At 36.2% G+C, this 23,361-nt stretch carries 19 protein-coding genes, 1 tRNA gene, 2 pseudogenes and 1 other annotated feature; of the genes and pseudogenes, 16 read left to right on the forward strand and 6 right to left on the reverse strand.

Going from position 1 to position 23,361, the window contains the following annotated elements; translation table 11 throughout:
* Positions 1–83: 83 nt before the first annotated feature.
* From dapF to IGJ63_RS01740, 6 genes and pseudogenes are all read left to right on the forward strand, one after another.
* Positions 84–1,064: a diaminopimelate epimerase gene (gene dapF / locus IGJ63_RS01715; RefSeq protein ID WP_002361202.1), complete on the forward strand. Its 981-nt coding sequence runs from the start codon at positions 84–86 to the stop codon at positions 1,062–1,064.
* A 149-nt stretch (positions 1,065–1,213) separates the two neighbouring features.
* Entirely contained in the window at positions 1,214–2,422 is a 1,209-nt protein-coding gene (locus IGJ63_RS01720; protein ID WP_002383706.1) for an LCP family glycopolymer transferase, read from the forward strand.
* Positions 2,423–2,551: 129 nt separating this feature from the next.
* Positions 2,552–3,253, forward strand: coding sequence for a glucosamine-6-phosphate deaminase (nagB, locus tag IGJ63_RS01725; protein WP_002355352.1), 702 nt, complete (start codon positions 2,552–2,554; stop codon positions 3,251–3,253).
* A gap of 95 nt (positions 3,254–3,348) precedes the next feature.
* Positions 3,349–4,050 carry an MgtC/SapB family protein gene (locus IGJ63_RS01730; RefSeq protein ID WP_002355354.1) on the forward strand — a complete coding sequence of 234 codons (702 nt, stop codon included), beginning with the start codon at positions 3,349–3,351 and terminating at the stop codon, positions 4,048–4,050.
* A 360-nt stretch (positions 4,051–4,410) separates the two neighbouring features.
* Positions 4,411–4,914, forward strand: coding sequence for a LemA family protein (locus tag IGJ63_RS01735; protein ID WP_257877982.1), 504 nt, complete (start codon positions 4,411–4,413; stop codon positions 4,912–4,914).
* A gap of 44 nt (positions 4,915–4,958) precedes the next feature.
* Positions 4,959–5,174, forward strand: a pseudogene (locus IGJ63_RS01740) (TPM domain-containing protein); the annotation flags it as partial.
* A 97-nt stretch (positions 5,175–5,271) separates the two neighbouring features.
* Here the strand turns inward: IGJ63_RS01740 and istB are convergent.
* Together istB and istA are read right to left on the reverse strand one after the other, a co-directional pair.
* On the reverse strand, positions 5,272–6,027 hold the full coding sequence (gene istB, locus IGJ63_RS01745; RefSeq protein ID WP_002351240.1) for an IS21-like element helper ATPase IstB: 756 nt from the start codon (positions 6,025–6,027) through the stop codon (positions 5,272–5,274).
* A 12-nt stretch (positions 6,028–6,039) separates the two neighbouring features.
* Positions 6,040–7,254, reverse strand: a complete 1,215-nt coding sequence (gene istA, locus IGJ63_RS01750; RefSeq protein ID WP_438745843.1) for an IS21 family transposase — start codon at positions 7,252–7,254, stop codon at positions 6,040–6,042.
* A gap of 107 nt (positions 7,255–7,361) precedes the next feature.
* Between istA and IGJ63_RS01755 the strand changes: the two are divergent.
* A pseudogene (locus IGJ63_RS01755) lies at positions 7,362–8,438 on the forward strand (TPM domain-containing protein); the annotation flags it as partial.
* 39 nt (positions 8,439–8,477) lie between these two features.
* On the opposite strand, the gene nrdF reads toward IGJ63_RS01755, so the two are convergent.
* From nrdF to IGJ63_RS01775, 4 genes are all read right to left on the reverse strand, one after another.
* Positions 8,478–9,443: a class 1b ribonucleoside-diphosphate reductase subunit beta gene (nrdF, locus tag IGJ63_RS01760; protein WP_002355357.1), complete on the reverse strand. Its 966-nt coding sequence runs from the start codon at positions 9,441–9,443 to the stop codon at positions 8,478–8,480.
* 200 nt (positions 9,444–9,643) lie between these two features.
* On the reverse strand, positions 9,644–11,803 hold the full coding sequence (nrdE, locus tag IGJ63_RS01765; protein WP_002355358.1) for a class 1b ribonucleoside-diphosphate reductase subunit alpha: 2,160 nt from the start codon (positions 11,801–11,803) through the stop codon (positions 9,644–9,646).
* Positions 11,784–12,161, reverse strand: a complete 378-nt coding sequence (nrdI, locus tag IGJ63_RS01770) for a class Ib ribonucleoside-diphosphate reductase assembly flavoprotein NrdI (RefSeq protein WP_002355359.1) — start codon at positions 12,159–12,161, stop codon at positions 11,784–11,786. The genes nrdE and nrdI overlap by 20 nt, the downstream gene beginning before the upstream one ends.
* Before the next feature lies 1 nt (position 12,162).
* On the reverse strand, positions 12,163–12,387 hold the full coding sequence (locus IGJ63_RS01775; RefSeq protein ID WP_002355360.1) for a redoxin NrdH: 225 nt from the start codon (positions 12,385–12,387) through the stop codon (positions 12,163–12,165).
* A 512-nt stretch (positions 12,388–12,899) separates the two neighbouring features.
* Between IGJ63_RS01775 and IGJ63_RS01780 the strand changes: the two genes are divergently transcribed.
* The 9 genes from IGJ63_RS01780 (at position 12,900) to tdc (ending at position 23,204) form a co-directional block, all read left to right on the forward strand.
* Positions 12,900–13,373, forward strand: a complete 474-nt coding sequence (locus tag IGJ63_RS01780; protein ID WP_002355361.1) for a ferrous iron transport protein A — start codon at positions 12,900–12,902, stop codon at positions 13,371–13,373.
* The gene (gene feoB, locus IGJ63_RS01785) at positions 13,370–15,520 is read left to right on the forward strand and encodes a ferrous iron transport protein B (protein WP_002355363.1); all 2,151 of its coding nucleotides are present in this window, start codon (positions 13,370–13,372) and stop codon (positions 15,518–15,520) included. The genes IGJ63_RS01780 and feoB overlap by 4 nt, the downstream gene beginning before the upstream one ends.
* 6 nt (positions 15,521–15,526) lie before the next feature.
* Positions 15,527–15,664, forward strand: coding sequence for a hypothetical protein (locus IGJ63_RS01790; RefSeq protein ID WP_002383714.1), 138 nt, complete (start codon positions 15,527–15,529; stop codon positions 15,662–15,664).
* Between the two features lie 81 nt (positions 15,665–15,745).
* Positions 15,746–15,819, forward strand: a tRNA-Lys gene (locus tag IGJ63_RS01795).
* 278 nt (positions 15,820–16,097) lie between these two features.
* On the forward strand, positions 16,098–16,973 hold the full coding sequence (locus tag IGJ63_RS01800) for an aldo/keto reductase (RefSeq protein WP_308216971.1): 876 nt from the start codon (positions 16,098–16,100) through the stop codon (positions 16,971–16,973).
* Positions 16,974–16,994: 21 nt separating this feature from the next.
* The gene (locus IGJ63_RS01805; RefSeq protein WP_002355441.1) at positions 16,995–17,477 is read left to right on the forward strand and encodes a VOC family protein; all 483 of its coding nucleotides are present in this window, start codon (positions 16,995–16,997) and stop codon (positions 17,475–17,477) included.
* A gap of 166 nt (positions 17,478–17,643) precedes the next feature.
* A complete protein-coding gene (gene cls, locus IGJ63_RS01810) occupies positions 17,644–19,089 on the forward strand; it encodes a cardiolipin synthase (RefSeq protein WP_101732030.1) in 1,446 nt (481 codons plus the stop codon).
* Positions 19,090–19,380: 291 nt separating this feature from the next.
* Positions 19,381–19,595: a binding site (T-box leader), on the forward strand.
* A 191-nt stretch (positions 19,596–19,786) separates the two neighbouring features.
* A complete protein-coding gene (gene tyrS, locus IGJ63_RS01815) occupies positions 19,787–21,043 on the forward strand; it encodes a tyrosine--tRNA ligase (protein ID WP_002355444.1) in 1,257 nt (418 codons plus the stop codon).
* 298 nt (positions 21,044–21,341) lie between these two features.
* Positions 21,342–23,204, forward strand: coding sequence for a tyrosine decarboxylase (gene tdc / locus IGJ63_RS01820; RefSeq protein WP_002355450.1), 1,863 nt, complete (start codon positions 21,342–21,344; stop codon positions 23,202–23,204).
* Positions 23,205–23,361 lie beyond the last annotated feature (157 nt).

A 23,361-nucleotide genomic window follows, 5' to 3' on the forward strand; every position in this document is an offset into this window, starting at 1 on the left:
CCAGGGTCGAAATAGTTGTTCGTTTATGGCATACTAAAGTAAGTAGGGAAAGATAACGGATACATAAAGAAGGAGCTAAAAAAATGAATGTTATGATGCAAAAAGTACACGGGTCAGAAAATGATTTCTTTTTATTGGATGAGACACAGTTTGAGCGTTCTTTAACCGCTGAGGAAATTGAGCAATTGCGCATCCAGTTATGTTCGCGGGAAACAGGATTATTGGCGGGAGCAGATGGGTTACTTTTGGTAGGAGAAGGGACTCACGGCACGTCCAATGCTAGAATGCGAGTGATTAACAGCGATGGTAGTGAAGCAAGCATGTGCGGGAACGGCTTGCGTACGGTTGCCCGTTATTTAGCTGAAAAAAACCAAGAAAAATCATTTACAGTTGAAACAATGTTTGCAGATTTGAAAGTACGTCAAGCCCCCAATTTAGCTGAAGAAGTAGCGACTTACCAAGTGGAAATTTCGCCAGTAAGTTTTGAAGCAGTCACTATCCCAATGCATTTAGGGGTCCAAACATTAATTGATGAAATCGTACCAGCCTTATCTAACACCATTCGCTTTACAGCGGTAGCAGTGCCTAATCCGCACCTTGTAGCATTTGTGGATCATGAAACCTTAAATGGGCCAGAATTTGAACGAATCGCTACCTATGTAAATAATGAAAATCCATATTTTCCAGAAGGGATAAATGTGAGTTTTGTTGAAATTCTTGGCAAAAATCAACTATTTGTTCGAACGTATGAACGTGGTGTAGGTTTTACAAGTGCTTGTGGGACAGCTATGTGCGCAAGTAGTTTACTTTATACGTTATTGAAAGATGGTGTTTTTTATGAAGAAATAACCGTCAAAAATGCTGGAGGTATGGTGAAAACAGTCGTCCACGAAACGTCTGATGGCAGTTATTGGATGGAATTAATTGGGAATGCTACGATTACGCATTTGATTGAAGGATCACTGACTGATTTACTAAATGGTGCATTTGAGAAAATAACTATCACTGAAACGAATGAACAGAAACATTATCAAGAATTTCTGCAAACACTTTCTCAAAAATAACAATTGTTCCTTGATAAAGCGCTCTTTTATTTTACAATTGTGTTAAGTTCTTGTTCCAAAAAATAAAAAATATTGCTTGAATAAGCAAACTATGAGAAAATAAAGGGCATGAATTAAGAATTATTCTTAGATAAACGAGGAAGTGTCTTATGAAACTATGGAAAAAAGTAGTACTGGGCTTCTTGAGCGTCTTGCTAGTGGTAGTAGCTGGGGTATGTGCTTACGGGATTAAGATGTATTCAGATGCCAATTCAACAATTAATGGGATCTATCAATCAGTTAACCGTAAGTCCAATAAAGGAGCCACGGCCAATATTGATGCGCAAGAACCATTCTCTGTTCTTTTAATGGGGATTGACACAGGCGATTTAGGCCGAACAGAACAAGGTCGTTCAGATACTACAATGGTTGTAACCATCAACCCGAAAGAAAACAAGTCCACAATGATCAGTTTGGATAGAGATATTCTAACAGATATTGTTGGAAATGACACACAAGACAAATTGAACCATGCCTATGCATTTGGTGGCGCCGAAATGGCGATTAATACAGTCCAAGAATTACTGGATATTCCCATCCATCACTATGTATCCATCAATATGAAAGGGTTAAAAGACCTGATTGATGCGGTAGGCGGTATTGAAGTAGATAATACGATTGGTGAATTTACGTTGGACGGTATTACTGTTCCAGCAGGTAAAATCAAGTTAGATGGCACGACAGGTTTGGCTTATGCGCGGATGCGTCACGAAGATCCTGAAGGAGATGTGGGTCGTCAACGCCGCCAACGAGAAGTTGTTGAGAAAATAGTGCGCAAAGTCATGAGTTTTGATGGTGTTTCAAAATATCGAAAAATTCTTGATGCTGTTGAAGCCAACGTAAAAACAGACTTAACTTGGGATGATATGATGGACATCCAATCAAAATATTTGTCTGCCTTTAAAACAATTGACTCTGAACAATTACAAGGATACAGTGCAACTATTGATGATATTTATTATCAAGTCCTAGATCCAAATAGTTTATACAAAACACAAACAACACTTAGAAAACAACTTGGTTTAAAAGAACATGCTTCTGAACGTGAAAAAGATTTAGCCTTTTATAATCAGTTTAGCTATGCTGTTACAGATACTGCACTGATTGGTGAATCTGGTGATTCAAGTGCCAATAGCTCTACTAGTTCGAGTAGCACAGCGGACACCACAGCCGGTCAAACAGAATACAACGGCAATACGCAACAAGCAGCAGAAGGAGCCTATGATCCGAATACGTACGTTGACCCAAATACGTACACAGATCCAAACGCTTATGCTGATCCAAATACGTATGTGGATCCCAACGCACCACAATATTAATCTGTTAAACAAGCTCGAAAACTTCTATTTCTGATGGAAATAGAAGTTTTTTTCTTTTATTCTAGAAATTTTTTTCAGAAGATGTTATAATTGGACTATACCAAAATAAACCGTAAGGAGCGTGTCAAAATGCAAATTATCCGTGTAGCAAATGCAGAAGAAGGCGGCAAAAAAGCGTTTGAATTAATTAAAGAAGGTATGAACAATGGTGCGAAAGTTTTAGGCTTAGCAACAGGTAGTACACCAGAAACATTATATAAAGAAATGACAGCAAGTGATGTCGACTTTACAGAAATGACTTCTGTAAACTTAGATGAATATGTTGGTTTAGGTGGCGAAGATGAGCAAAGTTACCGTTATTTCATGAACAAACACTTATTTGACAAAAAACCATTTAAAGAAACATTTGTACCAAATGGTAAAGCAGAAGATTTAGATGCTGCTTCCGCAGAATATGAAAAAATTATCGATGCACATCCAGTAGATATCCAAATCTTAGGTATTGGTCAAAATGGACACATTGGTTTCAACGAACCAGGCACACCTCTAGATAGCTTAACACATGTCGTTGAGTTGACTGAATCAACAATCAACGCAAATAAACGTTATTTTGACAAAGTAGAAGATGTCCCAACACGTGCTGTTTCTATGGGGATTGGCTCAATCATGAAAGGTAAAAAAATGATTTTAATGGCTTATGGCGAAGCAAAAGCAGAGGCCATTAAAGGAATGATTGACGGACCAGTAACAACAGACATGCCAGCAAGTGCATTACAAAACCATCAAGATGTTGTTGTAATCATTGATGATGCAGCTGCAAGTAAATTATAATCGTTGATGAAAAAGGACTTGAAACATAAGGATTTTCTTATGTTTCAAGTCCTTTTTTTGTTATACTGGAAGTAATAGAAGAAGAGGTGAAAAGGATGTTACAGCTAACAATTCCAGAAATTATTTTACGGTTAGTCCTAGCGATGGTGATGGGTGGCGCAATTGGTTTTGAAAGACAATATAAGAATCGCCCAGCAGGGATGCGCACTCACATTTTAGTTTGTATGGGCGCGGCTATTATTGCGTTAATTCAGTCGCAAATTGCAATCAATGCATTGAAAGATGCGTTAGCTAATCCGGCTTTGACGGGGGTCATTCGTTCAGATCAAGCAAGATTGATCGCACAAGTTGTAAGTGGAATCGGCTTTTTAGGTGCTGGAACCATCATTGTAACGAAACAAAGTGTCACAGGATTGACGACAGCCGCGTCACTATGGACCGTTGCTGGTTTAGGGATTGCGGTGGGCATGGGCTACTATACGATTGCCTTAACAAGTTTTATCGGTGTATTATTTGCCTTAACCATTGTCAAACGAATTATTCACGTACCAACAATCAAAAAATTAGAAATTCGCTATCAACATAAACAAGAAACCAAAGAATTTATTAATCAGTATTTTGAAGAAAAACATATTGAAATTTATGATGTGAACTTCAATGTTTCTTGGGTGGATGATACAAAAATCTATACGAATATCTATACTATTGATTTGCCTAAAGGCCTAACGTATGCCGATGTTATCGAAGATCTATCTGTTTCAAATAATGTAACAAAATTACGATTGATTAATGTGTAGAAACATCTATTTATAATTAATGACAAGAGGTCGGGACAGAACCGTTTAGCTCCGAGAAATAAGAAGGAATTTCCGAAAATTGCTCTTTAATTTTTGGAGAATTTCGGCTTATTTCCGAAGGAGTTGGTTCTGTTCCCACCGTTTATCAGTTTTGAGCGTGGAACAAAAATCCAAAGTGATTTTTGTCCCACGCTCTTTTCTTCTAGGACCTAGGACTGATTTTTTAAGTTTAATATTTCAAAAAGATTACAAAAGAGTTATGATTGTATTACGAGTTAGAAAGGTGATAAGTAAGATGAATAAAAAAATAAATTTCTTAGTATTATTGTTGTTGTCGTTGTGATTATTGGTGCATTTGTGATGAAAGCTTATAATCAATTGATTACTTTAGATAATAGAGTCGAAGCAGAATGGTCACAAGTAGAGAATGTAATGCAAAGACGTGCTGATTTAATTCCGAATCTTGTCAGTAGTGTTCAAGGCAGTATGACTCAAGAAAAAGAAGTTTTAAAAGAAATAACGGAAGCACGTAAAGCATACGCAGGAGCAAAATCTTCTTCTGAAAAAGGGCAAGCAAATGAGCAAATTGAAAAAGGATTAGGTAATTTTGTTACAGTATTGAATGAAAATTACCCAAAGTTAGCTTCTTCTGAAAATGTCAAAACCTTAATGACTCAATTAGAAGGATCTGAAAATCGAATTTCTGTTGAACGCCGTAACTATATACAAGCTGTTGAAACATATAACCAACAGATTTCAAAATTCCCTGATAAAATAATTGCAAAACTTTTAGGATTTGAGAAGAAAACTAACTATGTTGCGACAGAGCAGGGAAAAGAAGTGCCACAAGTAAAATTTAAATAAAAATTTATAGAAAATTTGGGTTAAAAAGAAAGAAGTGAGGAAGGTTGGATAAAAAAGTCGAAAAAATTCAAGAAAAAGTTCGTTTGTTTTATAAAAAGCATCAGCGGAATACAACGATTGTTGTGGTAATTAGTTTAAGTATGATTTTAATATTAGGAATGGCTGCTTGGTATGAAGGAAAGGGAATCTCTTATGAAGCAAAACAAACTGCACTGAGAGAGAAGCAACATGCCTTACAAAAAAAGAGAGACGATATCTTAGTGTCAATGGCCATTCAAAAATGTAGGTTTTTGGCCATTTAGAAATGTCGTTTTTTGGCCACCGAAAATGTAGGTTTTTGGCCCATAAATAACAAGGTTACTTATACGACAACTTTTTTTCTTTATAATCTTTAATCCGATAAGACTTTCCAGTAATTTGAATAATCTTAGCGTGGTGCACTAATCGATCAATTAGTGCATTTGTTAATTTTTTATCTTGAAAAGTTTCAGCCCATTGAGACAAAGGAATATTCGTTGTAATAATGGTCGATTTTTTTTCATAACGAAGATTAATTAATTGAAAGAACAACTTTGCCCCATCAGGGGTAAAAGGTAAATAACCAATTTCATCAATAATTAATAAATCGTAAGAAGCATACTTTTTTAACAAACGGTCTAAATTTCCACGTTGATTTGCACGATTTAGTCGATTAACTAATTCATTGCTTAAAACAAAATGGCAAGAATAACCTTTGGTTATGGCTTCTAGTGTAATGGCAATAGCTAAGTGAGTTTTCCCCACTCCGCTATTTCCAATAAACAATATATTATTGTTTGTATCCATAAAGCGTAAGGTACACAAATCTAAAATCTCTGTTCGATTAATTTTGGGTTGGAAGCCGAAATCAAAGTCATTGATTGTTTTCTTAAACGGTAAATTTGCCTTTCTTAAGCGATTTTCTTTTTGTCTTTCATTTCGTGAGTTTATCTCTTCTGTCATTAAATGATTTAAAGCTTCTACAAAACTAAGGTTTTCTTGAACAATTGTATCGAGATATTCTGGTAAAATTTCTCTCGTATGTTTTAAATTCAAATCTTCTAATTTGTTTAGTAAATGATAGTAATTAGACATAATGATTCACCTCTATAATTCGTCATATGCTTGTAAATTTTCATCAACAAAGCGCTCTAATTCTTCGTCTTCTAAGTGTTTAAAAACGTCAGAACGTAGAATCTCTATATAGTCATTTCGATGATAATTAAATAATTGATGAGTAATTGTATGTGTACGAACAAGAGTAGAATCATCGTAAATATAAAGTTTATCTTCTTTTACACATAGTGTAAGAATTTTCCCAATGTAATTGATGGGTACAGAATATTTGTTTTGATTCCATTGAACCATCGCTTCGTTAGATACTTTTCGTTTGATTTGTTTTTCAACAGAAGAATAGATTTTAAGTTGATTCGCATCAAAAGAAGATAATTGTTCTTTCTCGTATGACCAACGGTCATTAGGACATTCATGAATAGCTTGAGAAATTTCTTCTGTATTTAATGAATCCATGATTGTTTGAACAATTTCAACTAATTCTTGAGTTGTTTCAAATTCATAATTAAATACACGAATTCGTTCGATTGTGCGCGCAAGAGCTTCAACCTTTCCTTTTGTTTGAGGTCGAAACGCACGACAAGCAATTGGAAGAAATCCCGCTTCTTTCGCATATTGTCGAAACCGCTCATTAAAAACAACTTTAGAAAATTGACTACGACTACGGTCAACAACAGTTTTCATATTATCGAACCATATTTCTGCAGGAACACCACCGGTGTATTGAAACGCATTAGTTAAGCAACGAAATAAAGTAGTTTGAGAACGATCGAAAGTCAGTTCTAAATATTTAATTCTTGAATAACCTAAAACGTAAAGGAAGATATTACAAGAAATAACTTCACCAAATTTATTAACTAATTTGAGGTCTTCTTTCCAATCAACTTGGGCAGATAAACCAGGAGTTGTTTCAACACGAATCGTTGCTTTTTGTATTTTATCTGCTTTAACATTTCGACAATATCTTCTTAGAGTCCGTGCACTTCCACGATAACCACGTTTAGAAATAAAATGATAAATAGCAGAAGAAGAACAGCCTAAAGCTAATTTGTCAGCGATAATATCTTCAAAGTCACTAACTAAAGTTTTTTTATTTTTATTTTTTTGAGCAAGCAAAGGTAATTTATTGCTTATCCCAGCTTCATAATAACGTTTTACCGTACGGTAATCGTTAGCTAAAGCAGCATAATTAGGTTTTGTATGAGTCATAATGAAAGGTAACACTCCTTCATAAATATCTTTTCTCAATACACTTTCCTCCTTGAATAAAATAACACAAGGAAAGCGTACCAAATGACGCATAAACCTACATTTTTATTTGGCCATTTTTCTACATTTTAACTTGGCCATTTACAATCTTAGCAGGGAAAATGACTGAAGCGTCAACCCAGACAACAATAAATAACTTTTCTAAACAAGAAATAACTGGTGAAAATGAATTAGTGACAATTACTGGAACGAATGGGCAGTTGAACATTAATGATGCTAATATCTATGTTTCAGATAATGCAGGTATTGTCTCAAATCAACTTAAACAGAAAATGTTTCAATTGAATCAACAATTGTTGGAAAATGCGAATGGCGCACAATTTATGCTTATTACCGTTCCTGCGTTACCTAGTGGGGAATCTGTTGAATCTTACAGCAATAAGATTGCTAATCAATTAGGTGTAGGGGATCGTGAAAAAAATAATGGTGTGGTTTTTCTAATGGCAATTGAGGATCGCGAGTCTCGCTTGGAAGTTGGATATGGCTTAGAGAGTATTTTAACGGATAGCTATGCGGATGATATTATTAATAATGAAGAAGTAAAAGAGGCTTTTAGAGACGAGGATTATAATACAGGTCTCAATAAAATTATTGATCAAGTATCGGCTGCAATCAATTCAAAAACTGCACAAGTGGATAATGAATTAACAAATATACAAACAGAGTTAAACACTAACACAACGAAAAGAAATGTTCTTTTAATGGCAAGTATTGCTGGGATGCTCATTTGTGCTGTTTATACTTTACAAATTTTAAGAACAAGAAAACTTGTTAAAAAAATGTATCAAGATTATTTGAATTGTTTACCAACAAAGGCTGTCCTAAATAACTCAGAACAGACAAAGAAAGTATTAAATAAGATGAAAAAGACTTCTTTTTATTGTTTATATCTTAATGGAGCAACGTTATTTGCCACAAAAGGGAAAATAAGACGTGCCACTAAGCGTGGTTCTTTACTAAGTATATATCCAAATGCAAAAAAACAATCTTTTGGGCGTTTATTAGTAGGAGATACTTTATATAGTTATGATGGTAGTGTTTTGACGTATGCTTATTTAAACTCACAATACAATCCGTCTAATCATAGTAGTTCTGGTAGCAGCAGTGGTGGTTCATTCGGTGGCGGCTCATTCGGCGGTGGCGGTGCCTCAGGAAGTTGGTAAAATAAAAAGCTAGAAACGTTAATCGTTTCTAGCTTTTTGCTATTTATCTAAACCGTAAAGATAGTCATCATCTTTCATGGCTTCAACTGTTCCTAGTAAATAGCCATTTCCTACTTGAGAGAAGAAGTCATGGTTGCTAGTTCCTGTCGAAATACCATTCATTACAATCGGGTTCACATCATTGGCTGTATCCGCAAATAAGGGATCCATACCTAAGTTCATTAAAGCTTTGTTGGCGTTGTAGCGTAAAAAGGTTTTTACTTCTTCGGTCCAACCTAAGTCATCATATAATTCTTCTGTATAACGTTCTTCGTTTTCGTACAATTCGTAAAGTAAATTATACATCCAGTCTTTTAGTTTATCTTGCTCATCTTCTGGTAATTCATTAAATCCTAATTGGAATTTATAGCCAATATACGTGCCGTGCACTGATTCATCACGGATAATCAATTTAATAATTTCAGCGACGTTCGCTAGTTTATTGTTTCCTAAATAGTAAAGGGGAGTGTAGAACCCAGAATAGAATAAAAACGTTTCTAAAAATACACTAGCAATTTTTTTCTCTAACGGAGTGCCGTTTTTATAAATTTCGTTAATCCGTTCTGCTTTATATTGCAGATGTTTGTTGGTATTTGTCCACTCAAAAATATCATCAATCTCTTTTTTTGTATTTAATGTACTGAAGATAGAAGAATAACTTTTGGCATGGACAGATTCCATGAATTGGATGTTATTTAAGACGGCTTCTTCATGGGGCGTCCGCACATCATTTCTCAGTTGATCCATGCCGCTTTCTGATTGAACGGTATCTAATAAAGTTAAACCGCCAAAAACGTAGCCGACAGTAGTTTTTTCTAAATCGGAAAGAGTCCGCCAATCATCTAAGTCATTGGATAACGGAATCCGTGTATCTAACCAAAATTGTTCGGTTAATTTTTCCCAAGTGGATTTATCAATGACGTCTTCAATGGCGTTCCAGTTAATTGCTTCATAATACGTTGCCATGGTTATTCCTCCTGTATGCTGGGACAGCAGTCTGTTTGACTAGTTGTCTCGTTTCTTCGCTTAAAACGTTCTACAGAGTCCAAATAGGAGCGTGCAGCCGTTCTTCTTTGTCCAGTATATCTGAAAATGTCCTGTTTAAAAAGAGAACATTCCTAAAAAATAAGACGCTCAAGCAGAACGCCTTATTTAAGTGCTTTTCATTAAATCACGCAAGACTCACATTGATTGCTGCCAATTTCTTCAGCATCATCTGTAAATGTACGAATATAGTAAATTGATTTAATCCCTTTGTTGAACGCATAATGACGTAAAATGTTCAAGTCACGGGTTGTTTGTTTTGGTGTTTCTTTCCATTCATACAAGCCTTCAGGAATTTCTGAACGCATAAACAAGGTTAAACTCATTCCTTGATCAACGTGTTGTTGCGCTGTTGCGTAGACATCAATCACTTTACGCATATCCATGTCGTAAGCAGAAGTATAGTAAGGGATTGTATCGTTAGCTAAATAAGGCGCTGGATAGTAAATCTTACCAATTTTCTTCTCTTGACGTTCTTCAATCATGCGAGTAATTGGATGAATGCTGGCACTAGTATCATTAATATATGAAATTGAACCATTTGGCGCTACGGCTAAACGATTTTGATGATAAAGACCATCTTTTTTCACAGCATCGCGTAACGCAGCCCAATCTTCAGCCGTTGGAATCTGAATGTCTTTGAAGATTTCTTTCACTTTATCAAATTTTGGTGTAAAGTTGCCTTCAATATATTTATCGAAGTAAGCACCAGAAGCATAATCTGATTTTTCAAAATTGTGGAAGACTTGGTTACGTTCTTTCGCAATTTGGTTACTTTCCATTAAAGTCCAGTAATTTAATAACATGAAATAAATGTCTGTAAAGTCTAATGATTCTTCAGAGCCGTATTCCATATGATTTTTAGCGAAGAAGGTGTGTAAGCCCATTGCGCCTAGTCCGATTGTATGGCTTAAACGATTTCCATTTTGGATAGTTGGCACGACATCAATTTCAGAAGCATCTGTTACAAAAGTTAACGCACGCGTCATAGCGCGGACAGATTTTCCAAAGTCAGGACTTTCCATTAAATTAACAATGTTAGTTGAACCTAAGTTACAACTAATATCTGTTCCTAAAACTTCATATTCTTGTTTCCCATTAATAACAGAAGGCGTTTGAACTTGAAGAATTTCAGAACATAAGTTACTCATGATAATCTTGCCATCAATCGGATTGTTTTTGTTAGCTGTATCAATATTGATGATATAAGGATAGCCAGATTCTTGTTGTAATTTAGAAATTTCATTTTCTAAGTCACGGGCTTTAATTTTACGTTTACGTATGTTTGGATTGGCCACTAGGTTATCATATTCTTTGGTGATATCTACATAGGAATAAGGCACACCATATTCACGTTCCACACTATAAGGACTAAATAAATACATATCTTCGTTGTTACGTGTTAATTCGTAAAATTTATCTGGAACAATAACACCAAGAGACAACGTTTTTACACGGATTTTTTCATCAGCGTTTTCTTTTTTAGCAGATAAGAACATTTCAATATCTGGATGGAAGACGTTTAGATAAACCACACCAGCACCTTGACGTTGACCTAGTTGGTTAGAGTAGCTAAAGCTATCTTCAAATAATTTCATAACAGGGACAACACCACTTGCTGCGCCATCATAACCTTTGATTGGTGCGCCCGCTTCACGTAAGTTTGAAAGAGTAATCCCTACGCCGCCGCCGATTCGTGATAATTGAAGGGCAGAATTAATTGAACGCCCAATGCTGTTCATATCATCTGTTACTTGAACTAAGAAACAAGAAACCAATTCACCTCGACGTTTACGCCCAGCGTTTAAGAAAGAAGGTGTGGCTGGTTGATACCGTTGATGGATCATTTCATCCGCCAATGTTAAAGCCAACTCTTCATCGCCATCCGCAAAATACAAGGCATTAAAGGCAACCCGATCTTCATATGTTTCTAAATACTCTGTTCCGGCGTTGTTCTTTAAAGCGTATTGAGAATAAAATTTATAAGCCGCCATGAAAGACTTGAATTGGAAATGTTGTTCATCTAAGAAAGCGTATAATTTTTCAATAAAGTCCATTGAATATTTTTCGATGAATTCAGTTTCAATAAAATCTTCTTTCATTAAAAAGTTGATTTTTTCTTCAGCAGAGCTGAATTTACGTGTATTCGGTTCTACATTTTCTTTAAAGAAGGCTGCGAGTGCTTCTTTATCTTTATTTAAAGGGATTTGACCATCAACAGGACGGTTAATCTCGTTATTCAGTTTGAAATAGCTGACATCTTTAATTTCTTTTAGACTCAATTTCTTCCACTACTTTCTTAAAGGTCTCCACGTCTTCGTCTGTTCCGCTAAACTCAAAGGAGTATAGAAGCGGAACGTGATAATCGCGGGCAATATCTTTAGCGGTATAGACAAATAATTCAGCAAAATTACGGTTGCCCCCACCAGCTACACCAACTAACAGTTCTTGATTACTTTTATAATCAAGAAAGTCATTCACTACCTCTGTAATTTCTGCATCATAGGTAGGAATGACAAGAATAAAAGGCTCATTTATTTCAAAAAAAGGATTCGCTGGCTCAAGTTCATAAGCAGGCAAATCCAATTTTTTAATAAAGCGCCTTGTTTGACCGGTGACTGAAAAATAAACAAGTTTCATCTTAGCTAGCCAATTGTTTTAATTGGTCTGGACGGAAGCCAACAACGGTTGTTGCTTCAGATGTGATTACCGGTACGCTTTGGAACCCTTGTTCTTTTAACCAGTCGATAGCATCTGGTTGTGCGTCGATATTGATTTCTTCAAAAGCGATGTTATTTTCACTTAGGAAACGTTTCGCCATTTTACATTGGATACAGTTATTTTTTGAAAAGATTTTTACGTTCATTGAAAGTTCCTCCTCTTTTTTTCTACATAGACTAGTATAAATCTATGTAGAAAAAAGTCAACACTTTAACACTATATATTGTGGTGCGTTTTTCTCATAATACTAGTTTTTGTGTTTTTGAAAGAAAAATGAAAACACGTGAATCCTCGTTTTTGGGAGAAAAAACACATTGGTCAGTGTTTGACAAACAAAAAAATTGAAATTTTGAAAGAGAACATTTAGTGAAAAAACACTAAATATTGTGTTGACATTTGAGTTAGGCACAAGAAGAAAAAATAAGCGGATTTGTTATTGAATGAGTGGAATTTTACAGTAGCTAGTAACATAAAAAACAAGTGCTGACTTTTTTCAAAAATGGTAACCTGAAAAAAGTGTCTCTATATAGAAGGAAAATAGAAGAAAACAGGAGATACATCCAGAAATTTATTGACTTTCCGTGTAAGCAAGCGTATTCTTTTAATTGAGAACGATTCTCATTTTCGTTTGAAACTTTTTCACATGGAGGAAAGTAAATGATTACGTTAGCGCAGGCAGAAGTTGGGAAAGTCTATACAGTCGAAAGCGTCCAAGCAGATGTTCAGACAAAGAAACATCTGAACAATTTAGGTGTCGTTGCAGGCCAAGCAGTTGTCCTTGTCAATTATCAGAATCAAAATGGTATTGTTTTATTACATAATAGTCGAATTGCGCTGACAGATACGATTTTACAAGCGATTCATGTGGAGGAGCGCTCGGCGAATGAGAAAGTTTGGGTCTCCTTAGATACCTTGAAAGTTGGAGAACGCGCTACAATAGTAGGGATCCACGGACAAGGAGCGGTGAAACGTCGGTTGATGGACATGGGCTTAACAAAAGGAACAGTAATTTTTATTCGTAAAGTAGCTCCTTTAGCCGATCCAATTGAAATCAATGTACGTGGCTACGAACTAACGTTACGAAAAAGTGAAGCGGAACTAATCTTGGTTGAGAAGGAGGAAAGCGAATGACTCAGCAAATTGCACTAGCTGGTAACCCTAATAGCGGTAAAACGACAACGTTCAATATGTTAACAGGAGCCAACCAATATGTTGGAAACTGGCCAGGGGTGACTGTGGAACGCAAAGAGGGGGTGGCAAAGAAAGATAAGACACTCATTATTCAAGATTTGCCAGGGATTTACTCTCTTTCTCCTTATACGCCTGAAGAAATTGTGGCACGAGATTATCTTTTGGAGGACCAACCTTCAGTGATTTTGAATATTCTCGATGTGACCAATTTGGAACGGAATCTTTATTTAACAACACAATTAATTGAAACCGGATTACCGGTTGTTTGTGCGTTAAACATGATGGATTTGTTGGAAAAAAACGGCCAAACATTGAATAGTGAAAAGTTAAGTTATGGCTTAGGCGTGCCTGTCGTTGAGATTAGTGCTTTGAAGAATCGTGGGTTGGATCATGCTTTAAAACAAAGTAAGCAGCGAGCGAATGCCATAGAGACAGAGGTTATTTATCCTTCTTATGATAATCGCTTAGAAGCAGCACTTGCTGAAATTGTTGATATTTTAGGGAATACTGTTCCTGAAACGCAACAGCGTTGGTATAGTTTAAAACTTTTTGAACGAGATGTTCGAACCAAAGAGCAATTATTATTGAGTTCTTTTCAAGAAAAAGAAATTGAAGAAGTCATTCAAATTACTGAAAAAATCTTTCAAGATGAAAGTGAAGCGATTATCATCAATGAACGCTATGCCTTTATTGCTCGATTAATTGCTTTGTGTGCGACGAAAAAAACAGAAATGACATTTACTCACAGTGATAAGATTGACCGAGTGGTAACCAATCGGTGGTTGGCGTTGCCAATCTTTGCGTTTGTGATGTGGTTGGTCTATTACTTGTCTATTCAAACGGTTGGTACAATGGGGACAGACTGGTTAAATGATGTCTTTTTTGGGGAATGGGTTCCTCAATTTGTAGGAAATTGGTTGGCGCAATGGCAAGTAGCGCCATGGATGCAAAGTTTAATTTTAGATGGGATCATTGCAGGTGTTGGGGCTGTGTTAGGCTTTTTACCACAACTGGCCGTCCTGTTTTTATGTTTAGGTTTTTTAGAAGATTGTGGCTATATGGCACGGATTGCCTTTGTCATGGATCGCTTGTTTCGGAAATTCGGCCTATCTGGTAAGTCATTTATTCCGATGTTAATTGCGACAGGTTGTGGGGTCCCAGGCGTGATGGCTAGTCGAACGATTGAAAACGAACGCGATCGGCGAATGACTATTATGGTCACGACTTTTATGCCGTGTTCGGCGAAGTTGCCAATTATCGCTCTGATTGCAGGTGCATTTTTTCCTAACCAAAGTTGGGTTTCGCCCTCTGCTTATTTCTTAGGGGTTGCTTCCATTGTGTTATCAGGGATTGCTTTAAAAAAGACCAAGCATTTTTCGGGAGATCCAGCACCATTTATTATGGAACTTCCCGCCTATCATTTGCCACAGCTTAGAAGTGTGGTTCGACATGCCTATGAACGATGTCGCTCATTTGTAAAAAAAGCAGGAACGATTATTTTTGTTTCCAGTATTCTCATTTGGTTCATGTCACATTATTCTGTGACGTTTCAACCCGTTCCAGAAAGTCAAAGTATTCTAGCATTTCTAGGTAAAGGGTTGGCGGTGCTATTTATCCCATTAGGCTGGGGGAATTGGCAAGGGGCAGTTGCCACAATTACAGGATTGATAGCGAAAGAAAATATTATTGGTACCTTAGGCATTTTATTTGGCAATGTGAAAGATGTTTCTGAAAACGGGGTAGAAGTCTGGGGCGCACTGCAACACACCTTTACGCCAGTCGCGGCCTATTCGTTCTTAACTTTTAACTTATTATGTGCACCTTGTTTTGCTGCAATTGGCGCAATTCGTCGTGAAATGGGAGACCTTAAATGGACATTAGGAGCCATTGGTTATCAATGCGGTTTGGCTTATATGGTTAGTTTTGTGATTTATCAATTGGGCCATGTGTTAGTCGAAAAAGGTACACTAACTCTGGGGACTTTTTTAGCGATGGGCGTTGTTTTAGCTGGATTTTACTTCCTTATAAGAAAACCAAAGCCAGGCAAAGAAAGTGTCCAAGCAATCACTTCTTTAGAAAGAGGGTAATAACGGATGGCAACAATTATTTTATCCATTTTAATTTTTGGAACAGCAGGAATCATCACCTATCGACGAATCAAAAAAGGGCGAAGTTGTGAAGATTGTCAAACAGCTTGTCCTGTAAAAAAAGAACAATCTTCACAAGAATAACAACTGAAAAAAATTCCCTCTTGTATAAATAATAGCGGAGTGCTACAATATTGAGGTAGCTGAAAAGCCATTTTATACAACGGGGGCATAGCTCAGTTGGTTAGAGCATCTGACTCTTAATCAGAGGGTCTAGGGTTCGAATCCCTATGCCCCCATTGGGTGCCAAACCCACGAGAACGGTATTCTGTCGGCGTCTTAGGACGTTTCGAAGACGGAGTACGCGTTCTCTTTTTTTATCTAAAATGTTGAGTGTCGTGAGAGATATATTCATTAAATCGTTTAAAGAATGCTACGCTTAGAAGATAGAAAAAGTGCGTTATATAAAAAAAGTTAAAATTTTTTCAGGCTAAAAAAGCGAATTTAACAAAAAGCGCACTTTTTGGTTCCTATGAAACGAAAAAGTACGTACTATGCAGCATGTACGGCACGGTATATGATGATATCAGAAAACGTTAAAGGAGCGAATCAAATGATTACATCACTAGCAGATACAGTAACATTAAACAACGGCACTAAAATTCCAGGAATGGGTCTCGGGGTATTCCAAATACCAGATGAAGAGACAGCAAAAGTGGTCGAAGAAGGGATTATCAATGGTTATCGTTTAATCGATACAGCGCAAATCTATGGCAATGAATCTGGCACAGGAGCGGGAATTAAAGCAGGCTTAGCGGCAACTGGTTTGAACCGTGAGGACTTATTTGTTACCTCGAAAGTTTGGAACGCGCATATTTCCTATGATGAAACAATTCAAGCTTTCAATGATAGTTTGGAACGTTTAGGTTTAGATTATTTAGATTTGTATTTAATTCATTGGCCAGGAAATAATTCTTACAAAGAATCATGGCAAGCTTTAGAAACTTTATACGCCGAAGGAAAAGTGAAAGCAATTGGTGTCAGCAACTTCCAAGTTCATTATTTAGAAGATTTACTTTCTTATGCAAAAGTTGTTCCGGTAATTAACCAAGTGGAACTACATCCAAAATTGGATCAAAAAGAAGTGCGTGATTTCTGTGAAAAACATGATATCAAAATCCAAGCTTGGTCACCATTGATGCAAGGTCAATTATTATCGAATGAAACCATTTTGGCGATTGCTGAGAACCATAATAAATCAGCAGCGCAAGTGATTTTACGTTGGGATATTCAACAAGATATCTTATTAGCCGTGAAATCTGTCCACAAAGAACGGATGATTAGCAATGCAGCGGTCTTTGATTTTGAACTAAGTGCAGAAGAAATGGCGCAAATTAACCAATTGAATGAATCGTTACGTGTGGGACCAGATCCAGACACGTTTGATTTCTAAAAATTAACTAGGAGGGATACAATGAGTGAAGCAGTTAAAGGTTTTTCAGTAGTCAACCACGTGGGGATTACAGTCAGTAATTTGGATGAATCAGTAAAGTTTTATGAAGCATTAACAGGAACAAAAATCGCAAATCGTGATGAAATTGGTGGAAAACGAATGGCCCAAACACAAGGGTTAGATGATACATTAATCAAGTATGCCAATGTGCATCTAGAAAACATCAATATTGATTTATTAGAATATGTTAAACCAAAATCAGAAAAAGCTTCTTATTCCAACGAACAAATTAGTGCAATGCATATGTGTTTCGAAGTGGAAGATATTGATGCAGCTGTTGCACGTTTAAGAGCGATTGGCGTAGAACCTGATGGAGAGCCGATTACATTTCAAGAAGAAGATGGCTTGAAGAGCGGTTTTGGTACAGGTGTCGCTTACTTTACCGATCCAGATGGTACAAATTTAGAATTGATTGCTCCTAAAGGTCCATTTACACGAAATTAAGTTAAAAGACTTTCGAACAAACATCAAAAAGAACCCCTCATTCTAGTTACTGGTACTAGAATGAGGGGTTCTTTTTATTTTTTTAGACAGAAGCAGCTAAAGAAAAGATATTCCAAATCCGTAATTGATGGTATACTAAAACGTAACAAATAAAGGAGGAAGACAATTGATTCTTAGCGTCTTAACAGTTATTTATTTTATTAATGCAATTATTGCGGGAATTACCATTTTGTTAAAATCTCGAGATGTAGCAGCAATTTGGGCATGGCTACTCGTACTGATTGCTCTACCCGTTTTTGGTTTTTTCTTATATTTATTCTTTGGTCGAGGTTTAACCGACAAAAAGAAATTTTATTTGCAACAAAGTGATTTACGGGAATTAGAGAATTTCCAGAATTTCCAAGAAGAAAGTTTTGAACTTTATAGTCAAAAGATGCCGACGGAGGAGCAACAACAGTTTACAGACTTTTTTTCCTCGTTAAATAGGATGCCTCTGACTAAGAAAAATGATGTTGAAATTTTTACGGATGGTACGGAAAAATTCAATGCGTTGATGGCGGACATAAAAAAAGCTCAGCACTCCATTCATATTGAATATTATGCCTTTGTAACGGATCATATCGGTACCAAAATTTTGAACTTATTAGAAGAAAAGGCGGCTGAAGGGGTTGAAGTGCGGTTGCTTTACGATGCCTTTGGCTCAAAGGGCACCAAGGTTCATCATTTGAATGAATTGAAAAAAAACGGCGGTTTTGTCCAAACGTTTATTACTTCTCAAAAAGCACTCTTGAAGTTTCGTTTGAATTATCATGATCACCGGAAAATTGTTGTTATTGATGGGAAAGTAGGCTACATTGGCGGCTTTAATGTTGCCGATCAATATGCTGGAACGACTAAAAAGTTTGGCTATTGGCGGGATACACATTTACGGATTCAAGGGCCAGCAGCCTCATTACTGCAAATGCGTTTTTTAATGGATTGGAACGTCTCTTCCCCCGAGAAAAATCGTGTGGCGTATCAATTGGATTATTTCTTTAAACTTGAAGCGTTGGTGCCAGAGGCAAATACATCCATTCAGATGATTGCCAGTGGTCCTAATAGTGACCGTGAACAAATTAAATTGGCCTTTATTAAATTGATTACTTCTGCCAAGAAAAGAGTCTGGATTCAAACGCCGTATTTAGTTCCTGATGATAGTGTCTTGGCGGCTTTAAAGGTTGCTGCGGCTTCAGGAGTAGATGTTAAAATTATGATTCCAGATAAGCCCGACCATCCGTTTATTTATCGAGCAACACAGTATTACGGGCGCTTGTTGATGAAAGAAAATATTGAAATTTTAATTTATAACGGTGGTTTCTTACATGCGAAAACAATGATTATGGATGATGAAGTCTGCACAGTAGGTTCAGCCAATCAAGATATCCGAAGTTACAAATTAAACTTTGAAGCAAATGCTGTGTTATATGATAAAAAAATCATTGATCAATTAGAAGCAATTTTCTTAGAAGATCGAAAAAAATGTACAACAATGACTCCAGAAGTTGTTCGCGACATGTCAAAATGGTTGATTTTTAAACAACAAATTTCACGATTATTCTCACCAATTCTTTAAAACTGTTTTTCACAAAATGACGAACTTCTGATCCGAAGTTCGTCATTTTTCTTCGGGAATTTTATAAAAGTATAGAAAATCACAAAAAAAGTCAAAAAAATTTTAAAGAATATTTTTTAATTTTATTCGTTATTTTTTTATCTTTAGTTGCTGTTAAAACAAATAAATATTATTGTGAATTTGTTATTTTATTTTTGCGAAAAAGGGACATCTTTTATAAAAGTAAAAAAAATTAAGCAAAGAGTGTTGACAAAAAAAACGAAAAGGAATATGCTACATGTACAAGTTAAATACAAAGCAATGACAGAAAAGCAGTAGAGAAATAACCACTGTTACAGAAAGCTAGTGGCGCTGGAAACTAGTACACGTTATTTATCGAATTACATTCTTGAGCTTCTGCCTACAGGGCACGGGTAACAGCGTTATTTGTTAAGAGGTATATAGTATTTTAAATAAACTAAACTATGTATAAATTTGGGTGGTACCACGAGAAATTCGTCCCTAAGTCGTTTCGACGGCTTAGGGATTTTTTGTATTCTTTTTTTGAATACGTGGCAAATCAAAGAAAATTTCGTGAACCCGTGTATACATAGAAATAAACACGGAATATCGTGTAAAAACAAGTGTGTTAATCGTTTATTTCTTTAAATGAACGATTTCCTATAAAGAGATAATTATAAATATGGAGGGTGATAACATGAATATCATTGACGAGCTAGCATGGCGTGATGCAATCAATCAACAAACAAACGAAGAAGGATTAAGAGAACTTACAGAAAATACGAGCATTTCGCTATATTGCGGTGTCGATCCAACTGGAGATAGCATGCATATTGGACATTTAATTCCTTTTATGATGATGAAACGATTCCAATTAGCAGGTCATCACCCATACATTTTAATTGGTGGCGGAACTGGAACAATTGGTGATCCAAGTGGACGAACAACCGAACGTGTCTTACAAACGATGGAAGCTGTGCAACATAATGTGGACAGTCTTTCAAATCAAATGAAAAAATTATTTGGTAAAGATGCTGAGGTAACAATGGTGAACAACTACGATTGGTTATCAGAACTATCTTTATTAGATTTTTTAAGAGATTACGGGAAAAACTTTAATGTCAACACGATGTTGGCAAAAGACATTGTCGCTAGTCGTTTAGAAAGTGGCATTTCCTTTACAGAATTCACATACCAAATTCTTCAATCAATTGACTTTTACACATTGCATAAAAAACATAATATTCAATTGCAAATTGGTGGCGCTGATCAATGGGGCAATATCACTGCAGGATTAGATTTGATTCGTAAAAAAGAAGGACCAGAAGCCAAAGTATTCGGGTTAACCATTCCTTTAATGCTAAAAGCAGATGGTACAAAATTTGGGAAAACAGCGGGTGGCGCTATCTGGTTAGATCCTAAGAAAACCTCACCATTTGAATTCTACCAATTCTGGTTAAACCAAGATGATCGTGATGTCATCAAATACTTGAAATTCTTTACTTTCTTAGATAAAGAAGAAATCGATGCGTTAGCTGAAAAAGTTGAAAAAGAACCAGGTAAACGTGAAGCACAAAGACGCTTAGCTGAAGAAGTGACACGATTTGTTCACGATGATGCAGCATTAGAAGAAGCGCAAAAAATTTCAGAAGCTCTTTTCTCAGGCAATATTAAAGACTTAACGATTGAGGAAATCGAGCAAGGGTTAGAACATGTGCCAACTGTTGAAATTACCAAAGATGCTAAAAACATCGTAGATTGGTTAGTTGACACAGAAATCGAACCATCAAAACGTCAAGCTCGCGAAGATGTGAGCGGAGGAGCTATAAGTATTAACGGTGACCGAGTTACCGATTTAGATTTTGCAGTCGATCCAACACAACATTTCGATGGAAAATTCGTTGTTGTACGGAAAGGGAAGAAAAATTACTTTTTAGCAAAAGTAATGGATTAGAAATTGATAATAATTTCACGAAGAGAAGACGTGTGATTATTTGATCAAAGTTAAAATTCTATTTCTCCTTACAGGTAGTGGTGAAACCGTTAATACACCTAATAAGAGTGGGATTGTACACACAATCCCACTCTTATTTTTTTATATAATGGTTCTGACAAGACACCTTGTGAAAAAATTATAAAATTAAAGAGCTATGATAACCATTGTTATTTTTCTTCTTTACACTTTAGCCGTTTGGGTGTAAGTTGTGAATGCAAAATCTAATTCATTAAAATTTGTAAGGAGGAATTTTCGTATGAAAAACGAAAAATTAGCAAAAGGCGAAATGAACCTTAATGCACTATTCATTGGGGACAAAGCCGAAAACGGACAATTATATAAAGACTTGTTGATCGACTTAGTAGATGAACATTTAGGATGGCGTCAAAACTACATGCCACAAGACATGCCAGTTATCTCTTCTCAAGAACGCACATCTGAAAGCTACGAAAAAACTGTCAACCATATGAAAGATGTATTGAATGAAATCTCTTCTCGCATGCGTACACATTCAGTTCCATGGCATACAGCAGGTAGATATTGGGGACATATGAACTCAGAAACATTAATGCCTTCTCTATTAGCTTACAACTTTGCAATGCTATGGAACGGGAACAACGTTGCCTATGAATCTTCTCCAGCAACTTCTCAAATGGAAGAAGAAGTAGGACATGAATTTGCTCACTTAATGAGCTACAAAAATGGTTGGGGACACATCGTTGCTGATGGTTCTTTAGCTAACTTAGAAGGCTTATGGTATGCCCGTAACATTAAATCATTACCATTTGCTATGAAAGAAGTAAAACCAGAATTAGTTGCTGGCAAATCAGATTGGGAACTATTGAACATGCCAACAAAAGAAATTATGGACTTATTAGAATCAGCTGAAGATGAAATTGATGAAATCAAAGCTCATTCAGCTCGTTCAGGTAAACATTTACAAGCAATCGGTAAATGGTTAGTTCCACAAACTAAACACTATTCTTGGTTAAAAGCTGCTGATATTATCGGTATCGGTTTAGATCAAGTTATCCCAGTACCAGTTGACCATAACTACCGTATGGATATCAACGAATTAGAAAAAATCGTTCGTGGCTTAGCAGAAGAACAAATTCCAGTGCTAGGTGTTGTCGGTGTAGTTGGTTCTACTGAAGAAGGTGCCGTTGACTCAATCGATAAAATTATTGCTTTACGCGATGAATTAATGAAAGACGGTATTTACTATTATGTACACGTTGATGCTGCTTATGGTGGTTATGGACGTGCCATCTTCTTAGACGAAGACAACAACTTCATCCCTTACGAAGATTTACAAGATGTTCACGAAGAATACGGTGTCTTCAAAGAGAAAAAAGAACACATTTCAAGAGAAGTGTACGATGCATATAAAGCAATCGAATTAGCAGAATCAGTAACAATTGACCCTCATAAAATGGGTTATATCCCTTATTCAGCTGGTGGTATCGTTATCCAAGATATCCGTATGCGCGACGTTATTTCTTACTTCGCAACTTACGTATTTGAAAAAGGTGCCGATATTCCTGCGTTACTAGGTGCTTATATCCTTGAAGGTTCAAAAGCTGGTGCAACAGCTGCTTCTGTATGGGCTGCACATCACGTTTTACCTTTAAACGTTGCAGGTTATGGTAAATTAATTGGTGCTTCAATTGAAGGATCACATCACTTCTATAACTTCTTGAATGATTTAACATTCAAAGTTGGCGACAAAGAAATCGAAGTCCACACATTGACTCATCCAGACTTCAACATGGTTGACTATGTGTTTAAAGAAAAAGGCAACGATGATTTAGTAGCAATGAACAAATTAAACCATGATGTATATGACTATGCATCATACGTTAAAGGAAATATTTACAACAACGAATTCATTACTTCACATACTGACTTTGCTATTCCAGATTATGGCAACAGCCCATTAAAATTTGTAAACAGCTTAGGATTTAGTGACGAAGAATGGAACCGTGCAGGTAAAGTAACTGTGTTACGTGCTGCTGTAATGACTCCATACATGAACGATAAAGAAGAATTTGATGTTTACGCTCCTAAGATTCAAGCTGCTTTACAAGAAAAATTAGAACAAATTTACGACGTAAAATAATTGAATCTTAAACGGAAAAAAGAAATGGTAACCGAACGAGGGAACGTTGGTCTGGTTGATTTATTCAAGAGATAAATCAACCAGACGGCTAACCTCTTAACCAATTCTTTGTCTGGGTAAGAGGCAGTCGAATGACTGTTTTACTCAGCGTATAACA

Origin of the sequence: Enterococcus sp. DIV1375a (assembly GCF_051712205.1) — a bacterium.
GTDB lineage: Bacteria > Bacillota > Bacilli > Lactobacillales > Enterococcaceae > Enterococcus > Enterococcus faecalis.